At 58.1% G+C, this 15194-nt stretch carries 13 protein-coding genes and 1 pseudogene; 12 read left to right on the top strand and 2 right to left on the bottom strand.

Annotated elements, in window-relative coordinates; translation table 11 throughout:
* Position 1: 1 nt before the first annotated feature.
* Entirely contained in the window at positions 2-742 is a 741-nt protein-coding gene (locus VSQ83_RS14785) for a FadR/GntR family transcriptional regulator (RefSeq protein ID WP_326427109.1), read from the bottom strand.
* 170 nt (positions 743-912) lie between these two features.
* Between VSQ83_RS14785 and VSQ83_RS14790 the strand changes: the two genes are divergently transcribed.
* From VSQ83_RS14790 to VSQ83_RS14835, 10 genes and pseudogenes are all read left to right on the top strand, one after another.
* Positions 913-1791, top strand: a complete 879-nt coding sequence (locus tag VSQ83_RS14790; RefSeq protein WP_219261192.1) for a helix-turn-helix domain-containing protein — start codon at positions 913-915, stop codon at positions 1789-1791.
* A gap of 130 nt (positions 1792-1921) precedes the next feature.
* Positions 1922-3280, top strand: coding sequence for a glutamine synthetase family protein (locus VSQ83_RS14795; RefSeq protein WP_326427110.1), 1359 nt, complete (start codon positions 1922-1924; stop codon positions 3278-3280).
* A gap of 43 nt (positions 3281-3323) precedes the next feature.
* A complete protein-coding gene (locus VSQ83_RS14800; protein WP_219261191.1) occupies positions 3324-4412 on the top strand; it encodes a polyamine ABC transporter substrate-binding protein in 1089 nt (362 codons plus the stop codon).
* A gap of 50 nt (positions 4413-4462) precedes the next feature.
* The gene (locus VSQ83_RS14805; RefSeq protein ID WP_326427111.1) at positions 4463-5761 is read left to right on the top strand and encodes an NAD(P)/FAD-dependent oxidoreductase; all 1299 of its coding nucleotides are present in this window, start codon (positions 4463-4465) and stop codon (positions 5759-5761) included.
* Positions 5762-5937: 176 nt separating this feature from the next.
* Positions 5938-7679 (top strand): annotated as a pseudogene (locus VSQ83_RS14810) (amidohydrolase).
* 46 nt (positions 7680-7725) lie between these two features.
* Positions 7726-8502 (top strand): TorF family putative porin, encoded by a 777-nt coding sequence (locus VSQ83_RS14815; protein WP_326427112.1) that lies wholly within the window; start codon positions 7726-7728, stop codon positions 8500-8502.
* 88 nt (positions 8503-8590) lie between these two features.
* Positions 8591-9493: a LysR family transcriptional regulator gene (locus VSQ83_RS14820; RefSeq protein ID WP_133077560.1), complete on the top strand. Its 903-nt coding sequence runs from the start codon at positions 8591-8593 to the stop codon at positions 9491-9493.
* Positions 9494-9709: 216 nt separating this feature from the next.
* On the top strand, positions 9710-11860 hold the full coding sequence (locus tag VSQ83_RS14825; RefSeq protein WP_326427113.1) for a TonB-dependent siderophore receptor: 2151 nt from the start codon (positions 9710-9712) through the stop codon (positions 11858-11860).
* Positions 11861-12099: 239 nt separating this feature from the next.
* Positions 12100-12354 carry a helix-hairpin-helix domain-containing protein gene (locus tag VSQ83_RS14830; protein WP_326427114.1) on the top strand — a complete coding sequence of 85 codons (255 nt, stop codon included), beginning with the start codon at positions 12100-12102 and terminating at the stop codon, positions 12352-12354.
* Between the two features lie 466 nt (positions 12355-12820).
* Positions 12821-13045: a hypothetical protein gene (locus VSQ83_RS14835; protein ID WP_133077557.1), complete on the top strand. Its 225-nt coding sequence runs from the start codon at positions 12821-12823 to the stop codon at positions 13043-13045.
* Positions 13046-13115: 70 nt separating this feature from the next.
* On the opposite strand, the gene VSQ83_RS14840 is transcribed toward VSQ83_RS14835, so the two are convergent.
* Positions 13116-13376 carry a hypothetical protein gene (locus VSQ83_RS14840; protein ID WP_326427115.1) on the bottom strand — a complete coding sequence of 87 codons (261 nt, stop codon included), beginning with the start codon at positions 13374-13376 and terminating at the stop codon, positions 13116-13118.
* Positions 13377-13852: 476 nt separating this feature from the next.
* Between VSQ83_RS14840 and VSQ83_RS14845 the strand changes: the two genes are divergently transcribed.
* Both VSQ83_RS14845 and VSQ83_RS14850 read left to right on the top strand, forming a co-directional pair.
* Positions 13853-14455, top strand: coding sequence for a hypothetical protein (locus tag VSQ83_RS14845; RefSeq protein ID WP_219261186.1), 603 nt, complete (start codon positions 13853-13855; stop codon positions 14453-14455).
* A 193-nt stretch (positions 14456-14648) separates the two neighbouring features.
* The gene (locus VSQ83_RS14850) at positions 14649-14975 is read left to right on the top strand and encodes a DUF2388 domain-containing protein (protein WP_219261185.1); all 327 of its coding nucleotides are present in this window, start codon (positions 14649-14651) and stop codon (positions 14973-14975) included.
* The last annotated feature ends 219 nt before the right edge of the window (positions 14976-15194 follow it).

A 15194-nucleotide genomic window follows, 5' to 3' on the forward strand; every position in this document is an offset into this window, starting at 1 on the left:
CTCATCCCTTCAGGCTTGACTCATACGCCTTGCGCATACGCTCACGGCTGTTGGAGAGGTGCAGACGCATCGCCGCACGGGCCGCATCGGAGTCGCGGCGGACAATGGCCTTGTAAATGTCCTCATGCTCGCGGCTCAACCGCTCCAGATACGGGCCCGCATCACTGGTATGGCGCGTTGAGTGCAGCCGGGTGCGCGGGATGATGCTGAGCCCCAGGTGCAACATGATGTCGGTGAAGTAACGATTACCCGTGGCCAACGCGATCTGCTGGTGAAACTGGAAGTCCGCAGACACGGCGTAATCGACACTGACTGCCGGTGAATTCAGGGCATCCAGCGAATCGCGCATCAGTTGCAGCTGTTGATCCGTTCGCCGCGAGCACGCCAGGCCTGCAGCCTCCACTTCCAGGCTGATGCGCAACTCAAGCACAGCCAGCACGTCGTGCAGCGTCACAATGCTGTCGGGGTCGATATAAAAACCGCTGGCGCTCGGGATGTCCCGCACAAAGGTGCCAATGCCATGCCGGGTTTCTACCAGCCCGCTGGCCTGCAATCGGGAAATAGCCTCGCGCACCACTGTACGGCTGACACCGTGTTCCTGCATGACCTGCGACTCGGTCGGCAGTTTTGCAGCACGTGCCAACTCACCCTCTCGAATCCGCCGGGAAAGCTCAGTAACCAGATCCTCGGCCAGGCTGCGATGCTTTTGGCGAGCTCGGGGTTGGACGTTCGGGTTGCCCATCAAGTGCCTTTACTTCTGCTGGCGAATGAACCGCCATCATAGCTCAAGCAGTTGTACGACAACATGCCTAAGCACTGAGACCTGCTCCATCCGTGTCTTGCGCGGCCTTTTTTCCGCTGATAGGGTCTGCTGACAATACCTGCCCAAGCAGGAACACGAGGAAGCAAGCCATGCAGATTCAATCCCACAACACGGCGGACGTGGATCAGCAACTGGTGATTGCAGGCTGGCAGGAACACTACCAACAAATGTCGGCCGGGTATTTCCAGGGCAAGGTGGTGCACCTGCAACTCAACGGCATCGAGGTGTTTGAGGAGCAGATGAACACTCGCATCGAGCAGCATTTCCATGCACCCGCCGCCTCGCTGGTGTTCAGTTTTGACACGCAAAACGGCTCGCTCTATCTGCTCAACGAAGAAACCCAGAACACCTGGATCACCCCGGAAAACTACAAGGAAGTCTCGGTCGTCATCGGCCCCCGCTACCTCAGGCAACTGGAAAACCTGAGCAACCTCGACGGCCTGTTCCTCACGCCGCTGGTGTCCCAGCAAAGCCGCATTTTTGGCCGCTGGTTAAGCAGCACCTTGCAGCAACTGGCCGTCGATGATTCGCCGCTGCCCGACGAAAGCCTGGCCCAGCAACTGGTCGACGACTGCCTGTATATCCTCGACTGCCCGCGCCAGACCCTCGATCACAGCCAGCAAAAACACCTGGCCCATGACCGCCGCCTGATCCAGCGCGTATTCGACCTGGTCATGACCGCCCCGCAAGAACACTTCAACGTGCTGCAACTGGCCAATGCCGCCGGGGTGTCCGTGCGCCAGTTGCAACACAGTTTCACGTCCTTTACCGGCGTCTCGCCCAGCCAGTGGCAACGTTTGCGCCGACTGAATTTTGCCCGCCGCGACTTGCTGCGCCTTTGCCCCGCCCAAACCACCGTGGCAGAAATCGCCATGCGCTGGTCGTTCTGGCACCTGGGCCGGTTCTCGGAAACCTACCGCACACTGTTCGGCGAACTGCCCAGCAGCACCCTGTTGCGCCTCCGCTAGCGCACCAAAACAGGGCATTAATTAAAGCGCAAATCGGATAGAAGCCTGCCGTCCCACGATTGCACTATCACCTCGCAACACGGAACTGAGCAGCCAGGGGGCGCTCAGGCATTTCCCTGCAAGAGGCGTTATGAAAGGCAATCTGGATCGACTGAGCCATTGGCTCAAAGAAAACAAAATCACTGAAGTCGAGTGCCTGATCTCTGATCTGAGCGGCATCGCCCGGGGCAAAATCTCTCCCACCAACAAGTTTCTCAACGAGCAAGGCATGCGCCTGCCAGAGAGTGTCTTGTTGCAGACAGTGACCGGCGATTACGTAGAAGACGATATCTACTACGAACTGCTGGACGCGGCGGATATCGACATGCACTGCCGCCCGGATCAGGACGCAGTGTTCATCGTGCCCTGGGCAACCGAACCCACGGCACAGGTCATTCACGACACCTATGACAAACAGGGCAATGCGATTGAACTGTCGCCGCGCAACCTGCTGAAAAAGGTCTTGAGCCTGTACACGGCGCGCGGCTGGAAACCGATTGTCGCCCCCGAAATGGAGTTCTACCTGACTCAGCGCAGCCCCGACCCTGACTATCCGCTGAAACCACCGGTGGGGCGCTCCGGCCGCCAGGAAACCGGGCGCCAGTCGTATTCGATTGAAGCCACCAACGAATTCGACCCGTTGTTTGAAGACATGTACGACTGGAGCGAAGCCCAGGGGCTGGATCTGGACACCCTGATCCACGAAGAAGGCACGGCGCAGATGGAGATCAACTTCCGTCACGGCGCGGCGCTGTCCCTGGCTGACCAGATCATTATTTTCAAGCGCACCATGCGCGAAGCGGCGCTCAAGCATGACGTGAGCGCAACCTTCATGGCCAAGCCCATGACCGGCGAGCCAGGCAGCGCGATGCACGTGCACCAGAGCGTGGTGGACCTGGAGACAGGCGAGTCGGTGTTCTCCAACCCCGATGGCAGCATGAGCGAGCTGTTTATGCACCACATCGGCGGCCTGCAAAAGTACATCCCCGAAACCCTGCCGCTGTTCGCCCCTAACGTGAATTCGTTCCGCCGTTTCCTTCCCGACACCTCGGCCCCGGTCAACGTCGAGTGGGGCGAAGAAAACCGCACCGTGGGCCTGCGCGTACCGGACTCGGATCCGCAAAACCGTCGTGTTGAAAACCGACTGGCCGGTGCCGATGCCAACCCTTACCTGGCCCTGGCCGCCAGCCTGCTCTGCGGTTACGCTGGGATGGTCGAAGGCATTGAACCGAGCGCGGCGGTCGTTGGCCGTGGCTATGAACGTCGCAACCTGCGCCTGCCCCTGACCCTGGAGGCCGCGCTGGAGTGCATGGAACAGTCGGATATGGCCATGAAGTACCTTGGCGAGCGCTTCACCAAAGGCTTTGTGGCCGTCAAACGGGTCGAGCACGAGAACTACAAGCAGGTCATCAGCTCGTGGGAGCGGGAGTTCCTGCTGTTTAGCGTGTAGCACTCAACGCCTTCCAAAATGGACTCACAGAAAGGACATGTGGATGAAACCTATAGCCAGAAAACTGATGTTCATGAGCCTGTTCGCCCTCGCCGGCCAGGCCTCGGCGCAAGACACGGTCAATATCTATAACTGGACGGACTACATCGCCGAAGACACCCTGGCCAACTTCCAGCGCGACACCGGCATCAAGCCGATTTATGACGTGTTTGATTCCAACGAAACCCTTGAGGGCAAGTTGCTTGCCGGACGGACCGGCTATGACGTGGTTGTGCCCAGCAACCACTTTTTGGGACGACAGATCAAGGCCGGGGTATTCCAGAAGCTCGACAAGTCGCAGATCCCCAACTGGAAGAATCTGGACCCCACCTTATTGGCCCGACTGCAGGCCAACGACCCGGGCAATGAGTACGCCGTGCCCTACCTGTGGGGTACCAACGGCATTGGCTACAACGTCGACAAGGTCAAGCAGGTGCTGGGCATCGACACCATCGATTCCTGGAGCGTGCTGTTCGAACCGGAAAACCTCAAAAAGCTGAAAAGCTGCGGCGTTGCCTTTATGGACTCTGCGGACGAAATAATGCCCTCGATGCTCAACTATATGGGGCTCAACCCCCGCAGCCTGGAACTCAAGGACTACAAGGCAGCCGAGAAAAAACTGGAGCCCCTGCGCCCCTATATCAGCTACTTCCATTCCTCCAAGTACGTGACGGACCTGGCCAACGGCGACATCTGTATTGCCTTCGGTTATTCGGGTGATGTGTATCAGGCGATCCATCGCGCGCAAGAGGCCGGGAACGGGGTGAATGTTGCCTACGTGGTGCCCAAGGAAGGCGGCAACCTGTGGTTCGACATGCTGACCATCCCGGCAGATGCCAAGAACCCCGAGCAGGCCCATGCCTTTATCAACTACATGCTCAAACCTGAAGTGATTGCCGGTATCAGCGAGTACGTGGGTTACGCCAACGCCAACACCGCGGCCACGGCCTTGATGGAAGACGAAATCACCCACAACCCGTCGATTTATCCGCCCGAGTCAGTGCAGGCCAAGCTCTATGTGTCATCGGAGCTGCCGCCAGACCTGATGCGCTGGATGACCCGTTCGTGGAACAAGTTCAAGTCCGGTCGTTAATCCTGTGCCGGGCATCAATGGATGCCCGGCAACTCAGTAGGCAGTTTTTTATGACGTCCATGATGTCTTTACCGCACACCTATTACAGCGCCACGCGCAACCAGACGCTCAACTGCCCGCCCCTTGAGGGTCATGTGCAGGCGGACGTCTGCATTATTGGCGCAGGCTTTACCGGCTTGAACACCGCCATTGAGCTGGCGGAACGTGGTCACTCGGTGATTGTGCTTGAGGCGCAGCACATCGCCTGGGGGGCCACCGGGCGCAACGGCGGCCAACTGATTCGCGGGGTGGGTCACGACCTGGACGCCCACGAAAAAACCATCGGCCGTGAAGGCGTCACGGTACTCGAACGACTGGGCCTGGACGCGGTGGATCTGGTGCGTCAGCGCGTAGAAAAACACGGCATCGACTGTGATTTGCGCTGGGGCTTTTGCGAGTTGGCCAACACCCCGCGCCATGTTGAAAACCTTGTCGCCGAGCAGGCATCCCTGCAACGGCTGGGCTATCGGCACAAGGTCGAGCTGGTAGCGCGCGCAGACATGCACCGCGTGGTCGCGTCGGACCGCTACCTCGGCGGGTTGATCGATGAAGGCTCGGGGCATTTGCACCCGCTCAACCTGGCCTTGGGCGAAGCCGCCGTCGCGCAACAACTGGGGGTCAGGATTTACGAAAACAGCGCCGCGACCCGTATCGAATACGGCAGTCAAGTTCGCGTGCACACGGCCAACGGCGTGGTTCATGCCAAAACCCTGGTGCTCGCGGGCAATGCCCATCTGGGTGATCTGGAGCCTGCGCTCAGCGGCAAAGTGTTGGCCGCTGGCAGCTACGTGATTGCCACTGAGCCCTTGAGCGAGGATCTGGCGCACACCCTGATCCCTGAAAACCGGGCCCTGTGCGATCAACGTGTGGGGCTTGATTACTATCGTCTGTCGGCCGACCGGCGCTTGCTGTTTGGCGGCGCGTGTCACTACTCCGGGCGAACGCTCAAGGATATTGCGGGGTATATGCGCCCCAAAATGCTTGAAGTGTTTCCGCAGCTGGCAGGCAAAACCATCGACTTTCAGTGGAGCGGCATGATCGGCATTGGCGCCAACCGGCTGCCACAGATTGGCCGCCTGCAGGCCCATCCCAACGTGTTTTATGCCCAGGCCTATGCCGGGCATGGCATCAACACCACCCATATGGCAGCGCGGCTGGTTGCACAGGCCATCAGCCTTGAACACAGCCAGGGTTTTGACCTGTTCTCCCGCGTACCGCACCTGACATTCCCCGGGGGCAAGCACCTGCGCTCGCCACTGTTGGCGCTGGGCATGCTCTGGTACCGACTCAAGGAAATCGCTGCCCGCTAATACGAGATGCAGCACTGTGGTCATTCAGATACACCGCGCCGCGAGTATCGCGAGCAAGCCCGCTCCCACAGGAATTGGGACTGTGGGAGCGGGCTTGCTCGCGAGGCAGGCGCCGCGGTTTATCCGTTAGTTCCAACACTTTGAAACAAGCCAACAACAATAAAAAGGACGTTCACATGAAGCGTTTTACCCCGTGTGTGCTTGCAGCATTGTTTACCCTGCCCTCGCTGCAGGCCATGGCCGCTGCGACCTGGTCTTCACCAACGGCAAAGTGTTTACCGGCGTGCCCGGCCAGGCGCTGGTAAACGCCGTGGCCGTCGAAAACGGCAAGATCATGAAAGTGGGCAGCGATGACGAGGTCAACGCCTTGGCCGATGCCAAAACCCGGCGCATTGACCTGGCAGGCAAGGTACTGATGCCCGGCATGATCGACACCCATAGCCATCCGGTACTCGCCGGTTTGGCCAGCCTGGGGGCGAACCTGCTGGATGAAGAAAAACCCCTGCCCGAACTCGAACAATGGATCATCGAGCAGGAGCAGGCAGGCAATACCGGGGACGGCGCCATCGTCAATATTGCGGGCGTCAGTTCGGCCTATTGGGAACAAAGCAGCGAGTTGGGCAAGCGTTTCAATCAGGGCCGCTGGACTGACAAACCGCTGGTATTGAACGGCATCGACGGGCATACCGGCTGGGCCAACAACGCCATGCTCAAGCACGCCAACATTGATGCCGCCTTTATAAAGAACCTGCCGAGCAAAGAGCGCGGTTATATCGGTCACGGGACAGACTTCACCCCGACCGGTTTTGTTGCCGAGTCCATGTGGGATCAGGTACGCGGCCAGGTCCCGCCGCCAAGCGCGCAGGTGATGCTCAAGGCTGCCCGTGAAGCCGTAAGAATAAATAACCAGTATGGGGTTACGGGCTGGATGGACGCGGCCTCGAACGCAGGCCATTCCGACTCGCTGTTCGATTTCACCGCCACTGAACAGAGCGTGGGCGTATTGCCGCTGTATCGTCAATTGGCAGAGAACGGAGAGCTTTCTGCCCACGTCGCGGCTCTGATGCTGACCAACTCCAAAAGCAAACCCGCCGACCTTGAAGTGCTGGCCAAGGTGATGAAGCAGTTCGAAGGCGTGCCCAACCTGACCTTCCCCGGCATCAAGGTGTTTGCCGACGGTGTTCTGGAATACCCGGGGCAAACGGCGGCAGTCATCGTGCCGTACAAGAACAATAATAAAAACGGCGAACTGCTGATTGACCCTGCGCACTTTGGCGAGCTGGTGGTGGCCGCCGAAAAGCGCGGCTGGATCGTACACATGCATGCGGTCGGCGACCGTGCGGTACGTGAGTCCCTGAACGGTTTTGAATATGCGCGCACGCTCAGCCCGGCACCGGTGACCCACAGCATCAGCCACTTGCAACTGGTCAACCCCAAGGAGTTCCCGCGGTTTGCGCAACTGGGGGTAGTGGCATCCATGCAACTGCTGTGGGCGACGGAAGAAAGCTACACCGTCGACCTTGTGAAGCCTTACATCAGTGCATTTGCCTATGGCTATCAGTACCCGGCCAAATCCCTGAAAGATGCCGGGGCCATGATCGCCGGCGCCAGCGACTGGCCGGTTTCCAGCCCGAACCCGTGGAACGCCATCGCCCAGGCAGCCACCCGCAAAGGCCCTCTGGGTGTGCTCAATGCCAAGGAAAGCCTTGATCGCCAGAGCATGTTTTATGCCTACACCAGCAATGCCGCCAAAACCCTGGGGCTGGATGCCCAAATCGGCTCTCTGGTACCCGGCAAGCAGGCTGACCTGATCATCCTCGACCGTGATGTGTTCAGCGTCGATGACGAGGCCCTTTCAGACACCAAAGTCCTGAAGACCTTCTTCGCCGGTAAGCAGGTGTACGCACCTGACGCCTGATTGACCCGCATGGCCCATGGCGCCTTATAAAAACAAGAGAATCGATATGAATGCATTGTCTGCCTGCATGCTCACGGGCCTGGCCCTGGCCCCCTTGCTCAGCGCCCGGGCGCTGGAGCTCAACGATGATTTCCAATTGGCGATCACCCCCACACTGATCAGCGACTACCGGGCCAACGGCCTGTCGCAAACCCTGGGCGACCCCGCCGCCCAGCTGGCGATCACCCTCAACCATGTCAGCGGTCTGTATGCTGGCCTGTGGACCTCCAATGTCGACTTTGGCCATGACTCCAAAGCCCGACAGGAGATCGAATACTTCGCCGGTTACTTCTGGCAAATCAACGACAACATCAGCCTGGAGACTTTCTACACACGCTACGAGTTCCCCCGTGAAAGCGGGTACAACCAGAGCGATATCCAGACCACCCTCGACCTGTACGGCGTGTTGCTCGGGGGCAAGTACGTCAACAACATGAAAGGCCCGGACTACGAGGATGACAACGGCGAGTTCCACGAGGGCAAAAAAGACGAGGATTTATCCACGGTCTTTATCGGCTATCACACCGTGCTGCCCGCCGAGATCGGCTTGGCCCTGCGCTATGAATACGTCGACTACAAGGACGACGTATTTTTCAGCAACAGCGGCAAAGGACGGGGTGATTACTACGACTGGGAGGTCAAGCTCAGCCGCCAGCTGATCGGTATTGACTGGGCGCTGAGCTATATCGATACCGACCTGTCGAAGGCCGAGTGCACCAGCTTCACCGGCTATGACGATGTGTGCGGTGCAACGCTGGTGGCCAGCGCCAGCAAAACCTTCTGATTAAACCTGCGATCAGGCGTCACCCATTATCCTGTGATCCATTACCATGAGCCTCGCCAAGACGTCGTTACGTAGCCTGGAGTGCTCAGTGGAAATCAAACACCTGCGATCATTTGTGACCCTGGCGGAGGAGCTGCACTTCGGCCGCGCTGCACAACGGTTATCCATCGTGCAACCGGCCCTGAGCATGCAGATAAAGATGCTCGAAGAAGAGCTGGGGGTGCGCCTGTTCGAGCGTAACCGGCACTCGGTCACGCTGACAGAAGTGGGCACCCTCTTCCTGCCCGAAGCCCGGGCCACGCTGTATCAGTCTGCCCATGCGGCGGATGTGGCCAGGGCTTGCGGGCGCGGAGAAATCGGGCGCGTACGCTTGGGGTTTGTGTCATCGGTCCTGCCTGAGCTGCTGCCCTCACTGATCCGCTCGTTGCATGCACGATTCCCGCGTATTGAACTGGAACTCAAGGACATGCCCGGCCCGGATCAGGCGGTGGCACTCAAGAACGGCCAGCTCGATTTCGGCCTGATGCGCTTGCCAGCCGCCATCCCCGGTATCCAGACCCGCGAAGTGCTGCAGGAAACCTTTATTGTTGCCCTGCCCGGCGATCACCCGCTGGTTGCCTGCGACACCCTGCACCCGACGGACCTCGACCAACTGCCCGTGTTTATCCTGGCCAGACGTTACGCCCCCGGCTTTTACGATGAGCTGATGCAAGCGGTCACACGCCAGGGCGGGCAGTTGCAAATTGCGGCGGAGCTGGGCGAGTTCACCACCATGCTCGCGCTGGTGTCGGCCGGGCTGGGCGTTGGCTTGCTGCCCGCCAATGCCGGACGCGCATTACCCGCCAACGTCATTTCCAGGCCCCTGGAGCTGGGAAGCTACCGTGCAACCACAGGGCTGGCATGGACGGATCTGAACAGCGCCGTCAAAAGCACCGTGTTCAACTTGATGAGCGAGTTACTGCCGTTTGGGCAACAAGCGCTCAAGGAGTGATGCGCGGGCACGTTGCCCTGCCCCACGACTTTTGTGCGCCGCACCCAAAAGTTAATGATAAACATTCCCGTCAGCTGATACGATTCAGCCCTACTGACGAGTCTGAAACGCCCGTAATAGACGTTTCACCCGGAGTACCTGGAACCTTGTCCAGCGTGTGTCCGGTGCTCGACAGCGAATTCAGTTATCTGCCGTCAATGGTGTGGAGTGTTACGGATGTTGCAAAGGAAGCATGGATTCAAACGGGCAGGCATTGTGCCGCTGGGTGTGTGTACCAGCCTGGTGATCAGTTGCACAGTGCTGGCGAGCGAAGTCGCCCCGCTGCAACTGCCCAGTACTCAGGTCGACGGTGTGCAATCCAGCGCAGACGACACGGACTACCGTGCAGGCTACAGCTCGACGGCAGACAAGACTGAAACGGCCTTCCTGCAGCAATCACAGACCGTGGACACGGTGACCCCGCAACAGCTCAAGGATCAAGCGCCTCAAACCCTCGAAGACGTGATCAAGTTTATGCCGGGGGTCGTGGTCAGTAATAATTTCGGTGGCACGCAGGACAGTTTCATCAAGCGCGGTTTCGGCAACTCCGACGATGGCGGCGTGCTGCGCGACGGGGTGCGCATGCCCATTGGGCGCAATTTCCAGCGCGTCACCACCGAGCGCGTCGAGATGCTCAAGGGCCCGGCGTCATTGCTCTACGGCATGCAGGAACCGGGCGGCGTAATCAACGTGATCACCAAAAAGCCGCAGTACCAGTGGAACAGCACACTGGGCGGCACCCTGAGCGATCAGGGCGGTGGCGATGGCTGGTTCGATGTGACCGGGCCGCTGGGTGATACCGGGTTTGCATTTCGACTGATCGGGCAAAACCGGGACGAAAATTACTGGCGCAACTTTGGCCAGAACACGTCCAAACTGGTCGCTCCCTCGCTCGCCTACGAGTCTGACGATCTTTCATTTCTCGCCGCCTATGAATACAACGACTACAGCAACACCCTGGACCGGGGCGCCGTGTTTTACAACGGCCATCACGTGGGCAGCCGCGACAAGCGCCTGGATGAAAAATGGACCCGTGCCCAAGGCCAGCGCCAGTCGTTCAACACCACCACCGAGTACCGTCTGGATCCCGCTTCACGGGTACGCCTGACAACGGGTTGGGTGTATGACCACTACAACGATTACCAGGCCGACCCCAGCGAATATCGCCCCGCGACTGGCGAGCTGACCCGGCGTTTTCGGCGCAATGTGGGCGCCAACCGGGAGAACGCTTACCTGTCCCTGGACTGGATCGGCAGCAGGACCTGGTACGGTATCGACCATGACCTGGTCACGGGTGTCGACTATGAAACACGTCGCGAAGCCAACGGGGATTTCCTGCAGAGTCGAAACGTCGGCGGCTTCTACCCGGCCGACCCGCAGTATGGCTTGCTGCCCCCGACAGGCACCGTCAACCCGTCGAACACCAACGGCAAAAGCCATATCAAGGGCCAGTCGCTGTACGTCAAAGACACGGTACACCTGGGGGAAAAATGGATTCTGGCGCCGGGCCTGCGCTATCAGCACTACTCGATAGACTCGGGCGCGGGTCTGGACTTCAAGGAAACCACCGACGAGGGCGAGTCCAGGCTCCTGCCCTTTCTGGGGCTGGTGTATCAGATGCGCGATGACCTCTCTGTCTATGCCAACTACAGCCAGTCGTTCGCACCCAATGAGATGGATTCCGGCACCACCTTCGAAGGCACTTACAAGTCAGAGACCGGGCGCCAATACGAGGTGGGGCTCAAGTATGACAACGGTGACTGGACCAGCCAGCTGGCGCTGTATGACATCCTGAAAAAGAACGTGCAGCAGAACACCGGCGAGCTGGACGAATTCGGCAACATGGTGCAGCGCCTGGCGGGTGAAGTGCAGTCCCGTGGCCTGGAATGGAGCATGACCGGACGCCTGAACGCGCAGTGGAGCGTGATAGCCAACTACGCCTACACCGATGCCCGGATCAAGAAGGACACCGAGCAAACCGAGGGCAATCGCCTGTTCAACGTGGCACGTCATGTAGGCGGTGCCTACCTCACCTACGAAGTCCCGGCCGATATTTTCTCGGGACGTTTGCGTCTGGGCTCCGGTGCTCGCTATGTGGGCAAGCGCGCGGGCGATATCAGCAACTCTTTCGAGCTGCCTGACTACACCACGGTAGACGCTTTCGTGTCCTGGAAATCCAGCCATCTGCTGGGCAAGGAAACCTCGCTGCAACTCAATGCCGGCAACCTGACCGATCGCAGCTACTTCGTGGCGTCGGGTGGCAACACCCGGCGAGTCAGTTGGGGAGAAGGACGCACGCTGCGCCTGACCGGGGAAGTCAGCTTCTGATCAGACGTGCGGGCGCCATAAAGCCTGAGCATGGCGCCCTCAGAGTGGCCTGTTCCCCCGCTTGTGACGGGTAACTTCTGCTACGTTGATCCGGCGCTAGCGCAATGAGTGCTTGATGCAGGCCTGCCTGAGTTTCACAATCCGAGATTACGCCCTGAAGTGAGCCGGGCGCTGAGCTTTTCAGCTGTTACAAAACCGTCCATGGCAATGGATTGAACTGACCAAAAAGGACTTTATGGATGTCATTTTCACTGGAAGAAAGAACCGCCTTGTTAGCGCTCAAGGGCGTTGGACCCACCGTCATCACGCGACTTGAACAAATGGGCATCGGGTCCCTGGCTCAACTCAGCAAAGCGAGTGTGTGTGACATTCTGGCCCAGGCATCTGCAGCAACAGGATCGACTTGCTGGAAAAACAGCCCTCAGGCCCGGGCTGCCATTACTGCGGCTTTCGAGCTCGCCAGAGCCTCGACAGAGCCTGAAGCAACCCGGTAGACACCTTCAAAAACCGCCCTTTCGAACTGCCTGGTCGTCACGAATCGACTAAGGCTCACTGACGCCCGGGCGCTGAACTTTTTAAACAAGGGCCCGGTCAGACTTCAATCAATACTGTGTGTGAACATCTGCGTGCTTGACCTTACCGATAGCAATAGAACGTTTTTGAAAAAAATATACTCACTCTCCACCGACCTGAGCGACAGGGAGGTCTTGGTGGGACTCACCCATGAAGAGTCAGAGCGCTACCTGGCCCTGAGCGATCCAGTGAGAAACGCCACGCCTGAGGAAATGCAAGAGCACTCAGCGTTAAAGGAGAGACACATCCTGACTCGCGTGCAGGTTCTGGAGGCGGAGTTGTGTCTTCGAACCGAGAACCCTTCTGTACACTGAGAGACTAACGTCGGTGGAGTCGGTCATAACCCGGCAGAATGACCTGCCGTAAGACAGATTCTCAGGAGAGCTCATGAGACGCATCGAGCACAATCAGGAGCTTAGTCGCAAGCTCGAAATAATAGGCGCCAAGCTCGAGCAGGCCGCTGATGATGCCCTTGGCCAAGTGAAGGAATATCAAGGCGCAGAACTGATAGAGGTCCTCAAGCTGATCACGAAGCTTTACGAAGACGTCGCTCGGCTTAAAGTGATTTCAGACGAGCTGAAACAGCGATACAGCGCAGACTCAGGCGCTTGATTTTCCGGTTTTCACCCGAAAAGCGTGGACGGCCAGCGACCTTGGCAGCATGGCCGTCCGATCACCTCGGTTACTGACCTTTTTGTGAATTCACAACATCCTGCAGCGCTTTATTGGTGAGGCTGATGCACTTCTGTATGTCGCCTTCAGCCTGTGCTTTTTGTGCCTCAACCCGCGCGTCGTGGATCTGCCCAAGCAGCGGTTGTCCAAGGGTGCTGGCGGTGGCCTTGTAGTCAGAAAGCTTCTGCAGATTGATGGTGCACAAATCATCGGCAGCAAAAACCGGAGTAGCTGCCAGTCCTACTAAAACAAACAACACTGATCGTTTCATAACGCTCTCTCTTATTGAGGCAGTGGGCTTTTACTATAGTCCCGGATCATTATGGACACCGAAATAAGCGACCTGGCGCCTATCCGTAATGTTCCCCTCCTCGCCCAATGGCGCCCCCCTGCAAATAAATCTGCTGAAAACAGTGCAGATTGACGCAATCAAGCTTCACTTGAATATAAAGGTTTTCAATGAACAACCAGCGCCAACGACAGCCTGTCGGTAACTGCCCGATCCCTCACGGGAGGTCGCATCGGAGTGTGATCTGAGTAGCACCTGACAGACCCCACTCCAATGCAGAACATTCAAGCGCCGCGCAATGTGGCCATCGGCATCAGAGCCTGTAACCACCCTTGATGACTTATCCCCTTCCTGACTCGTTTTCCTGACCCGCGCCAGCCCTGCGCGAGCATTTTTGGTGGGAGCCCGAATGATGGCAATGTAGAATCACTCTCTTAACCCTAAAATGGAATTTACTCATGCTGTATCTCCGCGTCCTTGCAATCCTGTGCGCCTTCACGGCTCTGGGTGGCTGCGCCTTCGGCCAAAAAATCGACTACCGACAATCCAGCCCCGCGCTTCACGCACGCTCTGACACGCCCGTGGAATTAAACGTCATTGATGAGCGGCCTTACGTGCTCAAAGATGAAAAAGCCCCTGACTTTGTTGGGCGCATCAGGGGCCTTTATTACAACCCCTTCAATGTCAATACGCTGACGGGCGACCCTTTATCGGCCGATATCAGAGAAGCGGTGCGTGGCGCACTGGAGAAATCCTCCATCAAGGCGCAGCCCGCTTATTCAGCCGCCAGCGCGAAACCCGGGCAGAAACTTTTGAAGCTCACCCTGCGCGAATGGAAGATTGATGCCTACATGCGCACCCGGTTCGACTACGACATTACGGCTTCTGTGTTCGATGAACACGGGAATCAACTGGCTACAAAGAACGCGAAAAACAGCGGTGAGGTAACGAACGTCATTACCGCCGGCACTGACGTATTGAGTGCCGTACTCAACTCAGATGAAATTGTCTCTGCGCTTTCATCGACACCAAAAACGACTGTGCCCTTCGCGTCCAAGTAACGCTCCCAAAGCCTGACGGGCTCAGCCGGCTCGTCAGGGCTGTGGCGTAAAGTGAAACGCCAGACCGCTTCCGGGAGTCACCACTCTGCTATGGTGGTGACCCAAAAATGCAGTGCAGACATTGCAGCATGGAGTGTTGGAAGATTCCGGCAACCCTTGGTGGTGCCCGTAAGTGCGCAAGGAAGAGACAAGAATGAAGTCATGGAAAATACTGGTGCTGGCCTTTGTGGCGTCGACTGGCAATCAGGCAGTGGCGGCCGAAAACAACAACCCATTCCAGGCAGCACTCATGATCACCACCGTTGTACCGTGCGTGATCATCTCCGGAGCCACAGCAGCAACTGCGAGCATTCCAGACCTCTTCAAATCCGCCAAGAGCGACGCACTGACGTTCATTGGTTCGGATGGCGAGATTCGGGGCGCTGAGTTTGAGCAGGCGTCCCGGTATTACAAAGCCAGCTACCCTCAGCCATTGATGTCGGATCAGCAACTCGCAGAGGCGATTGCGGCGTCTTTCTAGCCCAATGACTCGCAAGAGCCAGCCTTGACGATCTTGAGGAAGAAAACCGGGTGAACCCCCGCAAAAGTCACTGGGCATGAAAAAGCCACGGCCTCCTGCCGACCTAACCCTCCTCCCCATGACCATGAAATATCCGATACCGCGTGTAGAAGCCACCGCCAAATACTTACTATCTAACCGATCTTGAACCTGTGGAAGCTTTGCTCTTCACCTCCCTTG

The sequence above is a fragment of the Pseudomonas sp. DSV-1 genome (assembly GCF_035830915.1).
Taxonomy (GTDB): domain Bacteria; phylum Pseudomonadota; class Gammaproteobacteria; order Pseudomonadales; family Pseudomonadaceae; genus Aquipseudomonas.

Coding starts and splice junctions, on each gene's coding strand:
- VSQ83_RS14785 (WP_326427109.1), bottom strand. CDS start 742: ATGGGCAACCCGAACGTCCAACCCCGAGCTCGCCAAAAGCATCGCAGC.
- VSQ83_RS14790 (WP_219261192.1), top strand. CDS start 913: ATGCAGATTCAATCCCACAACACGGCGGACGTGGATCAGCAACTGGTG.
- VSQ83_RS14795 (WP_326427110.1), top strand. CDS start 1,922: ATGAAAGGCAATCTGGATCGACTGAGCCATTGGCTCAAAGAAAACAAA.
- VSQ83_RS14800 (WP_219261191.1), top strand. CDS start 3,324: ATGAAACCTATAGCCAGAAAACTGATGTTCATGAGCCTGTTCGCCCTC.
- VSQ83_RS14805 (WP_326427111.1), top strand. CDS start 4,463: ATGACGTCCATGATGTCTTTACCGCACACCTATTACAGCGCCACGCGC.
- VSQ83_RS14815 (WP_326427112.1), top strand. CDS start 7,726: ATGAATGCATTGTCTGCCTGCATGCTCACGGGCCTGGCCCTGGCCCCC.
- VSQ83_RS14825 (WP_326427113.1), top strand. CDS start 9,710: ATGTTGCAAAGGAAGCATGGATTCAAACGGGCAGGCATTGTGCCGCTG.
- VSQ83_RS14830 (WP_326427114.1), top strand. CDS start 12,100: ATGTCATTTTCACTGGAAGAAAGAACCGCCTTGTTAGCGCTCAAGGGC.
- VSQ83_RS14835 (WP_133077557.1), top strand. CDS start 12,821: ATGAGACGCATCGAGCACAATCAGGAGCTTAGTCGCAAGCTCGAAATA.
- VSQ83_RS14840 (WP_326427115.1), bottom strand. CDS start 13,376: ATGAAACGATCAGTGTTGTTTGTTTTAGTAGGACTGGCAGCTACTCCG.
- VSQ83_RS14845 (WP_219261186.1), top strand. CDS start 13,853: ATGCTGTATCTCCGCGTCCTTGCAATCCTGTGCGCCTTCACGGCTCTG.
- VSQ83_RS14850 (WP_219261185.1), top strand. CDS start 14,649: ATGAAGTCATGGAAAATACTGGTGCTGGCCTTTGTGGCGTCGACTGGC.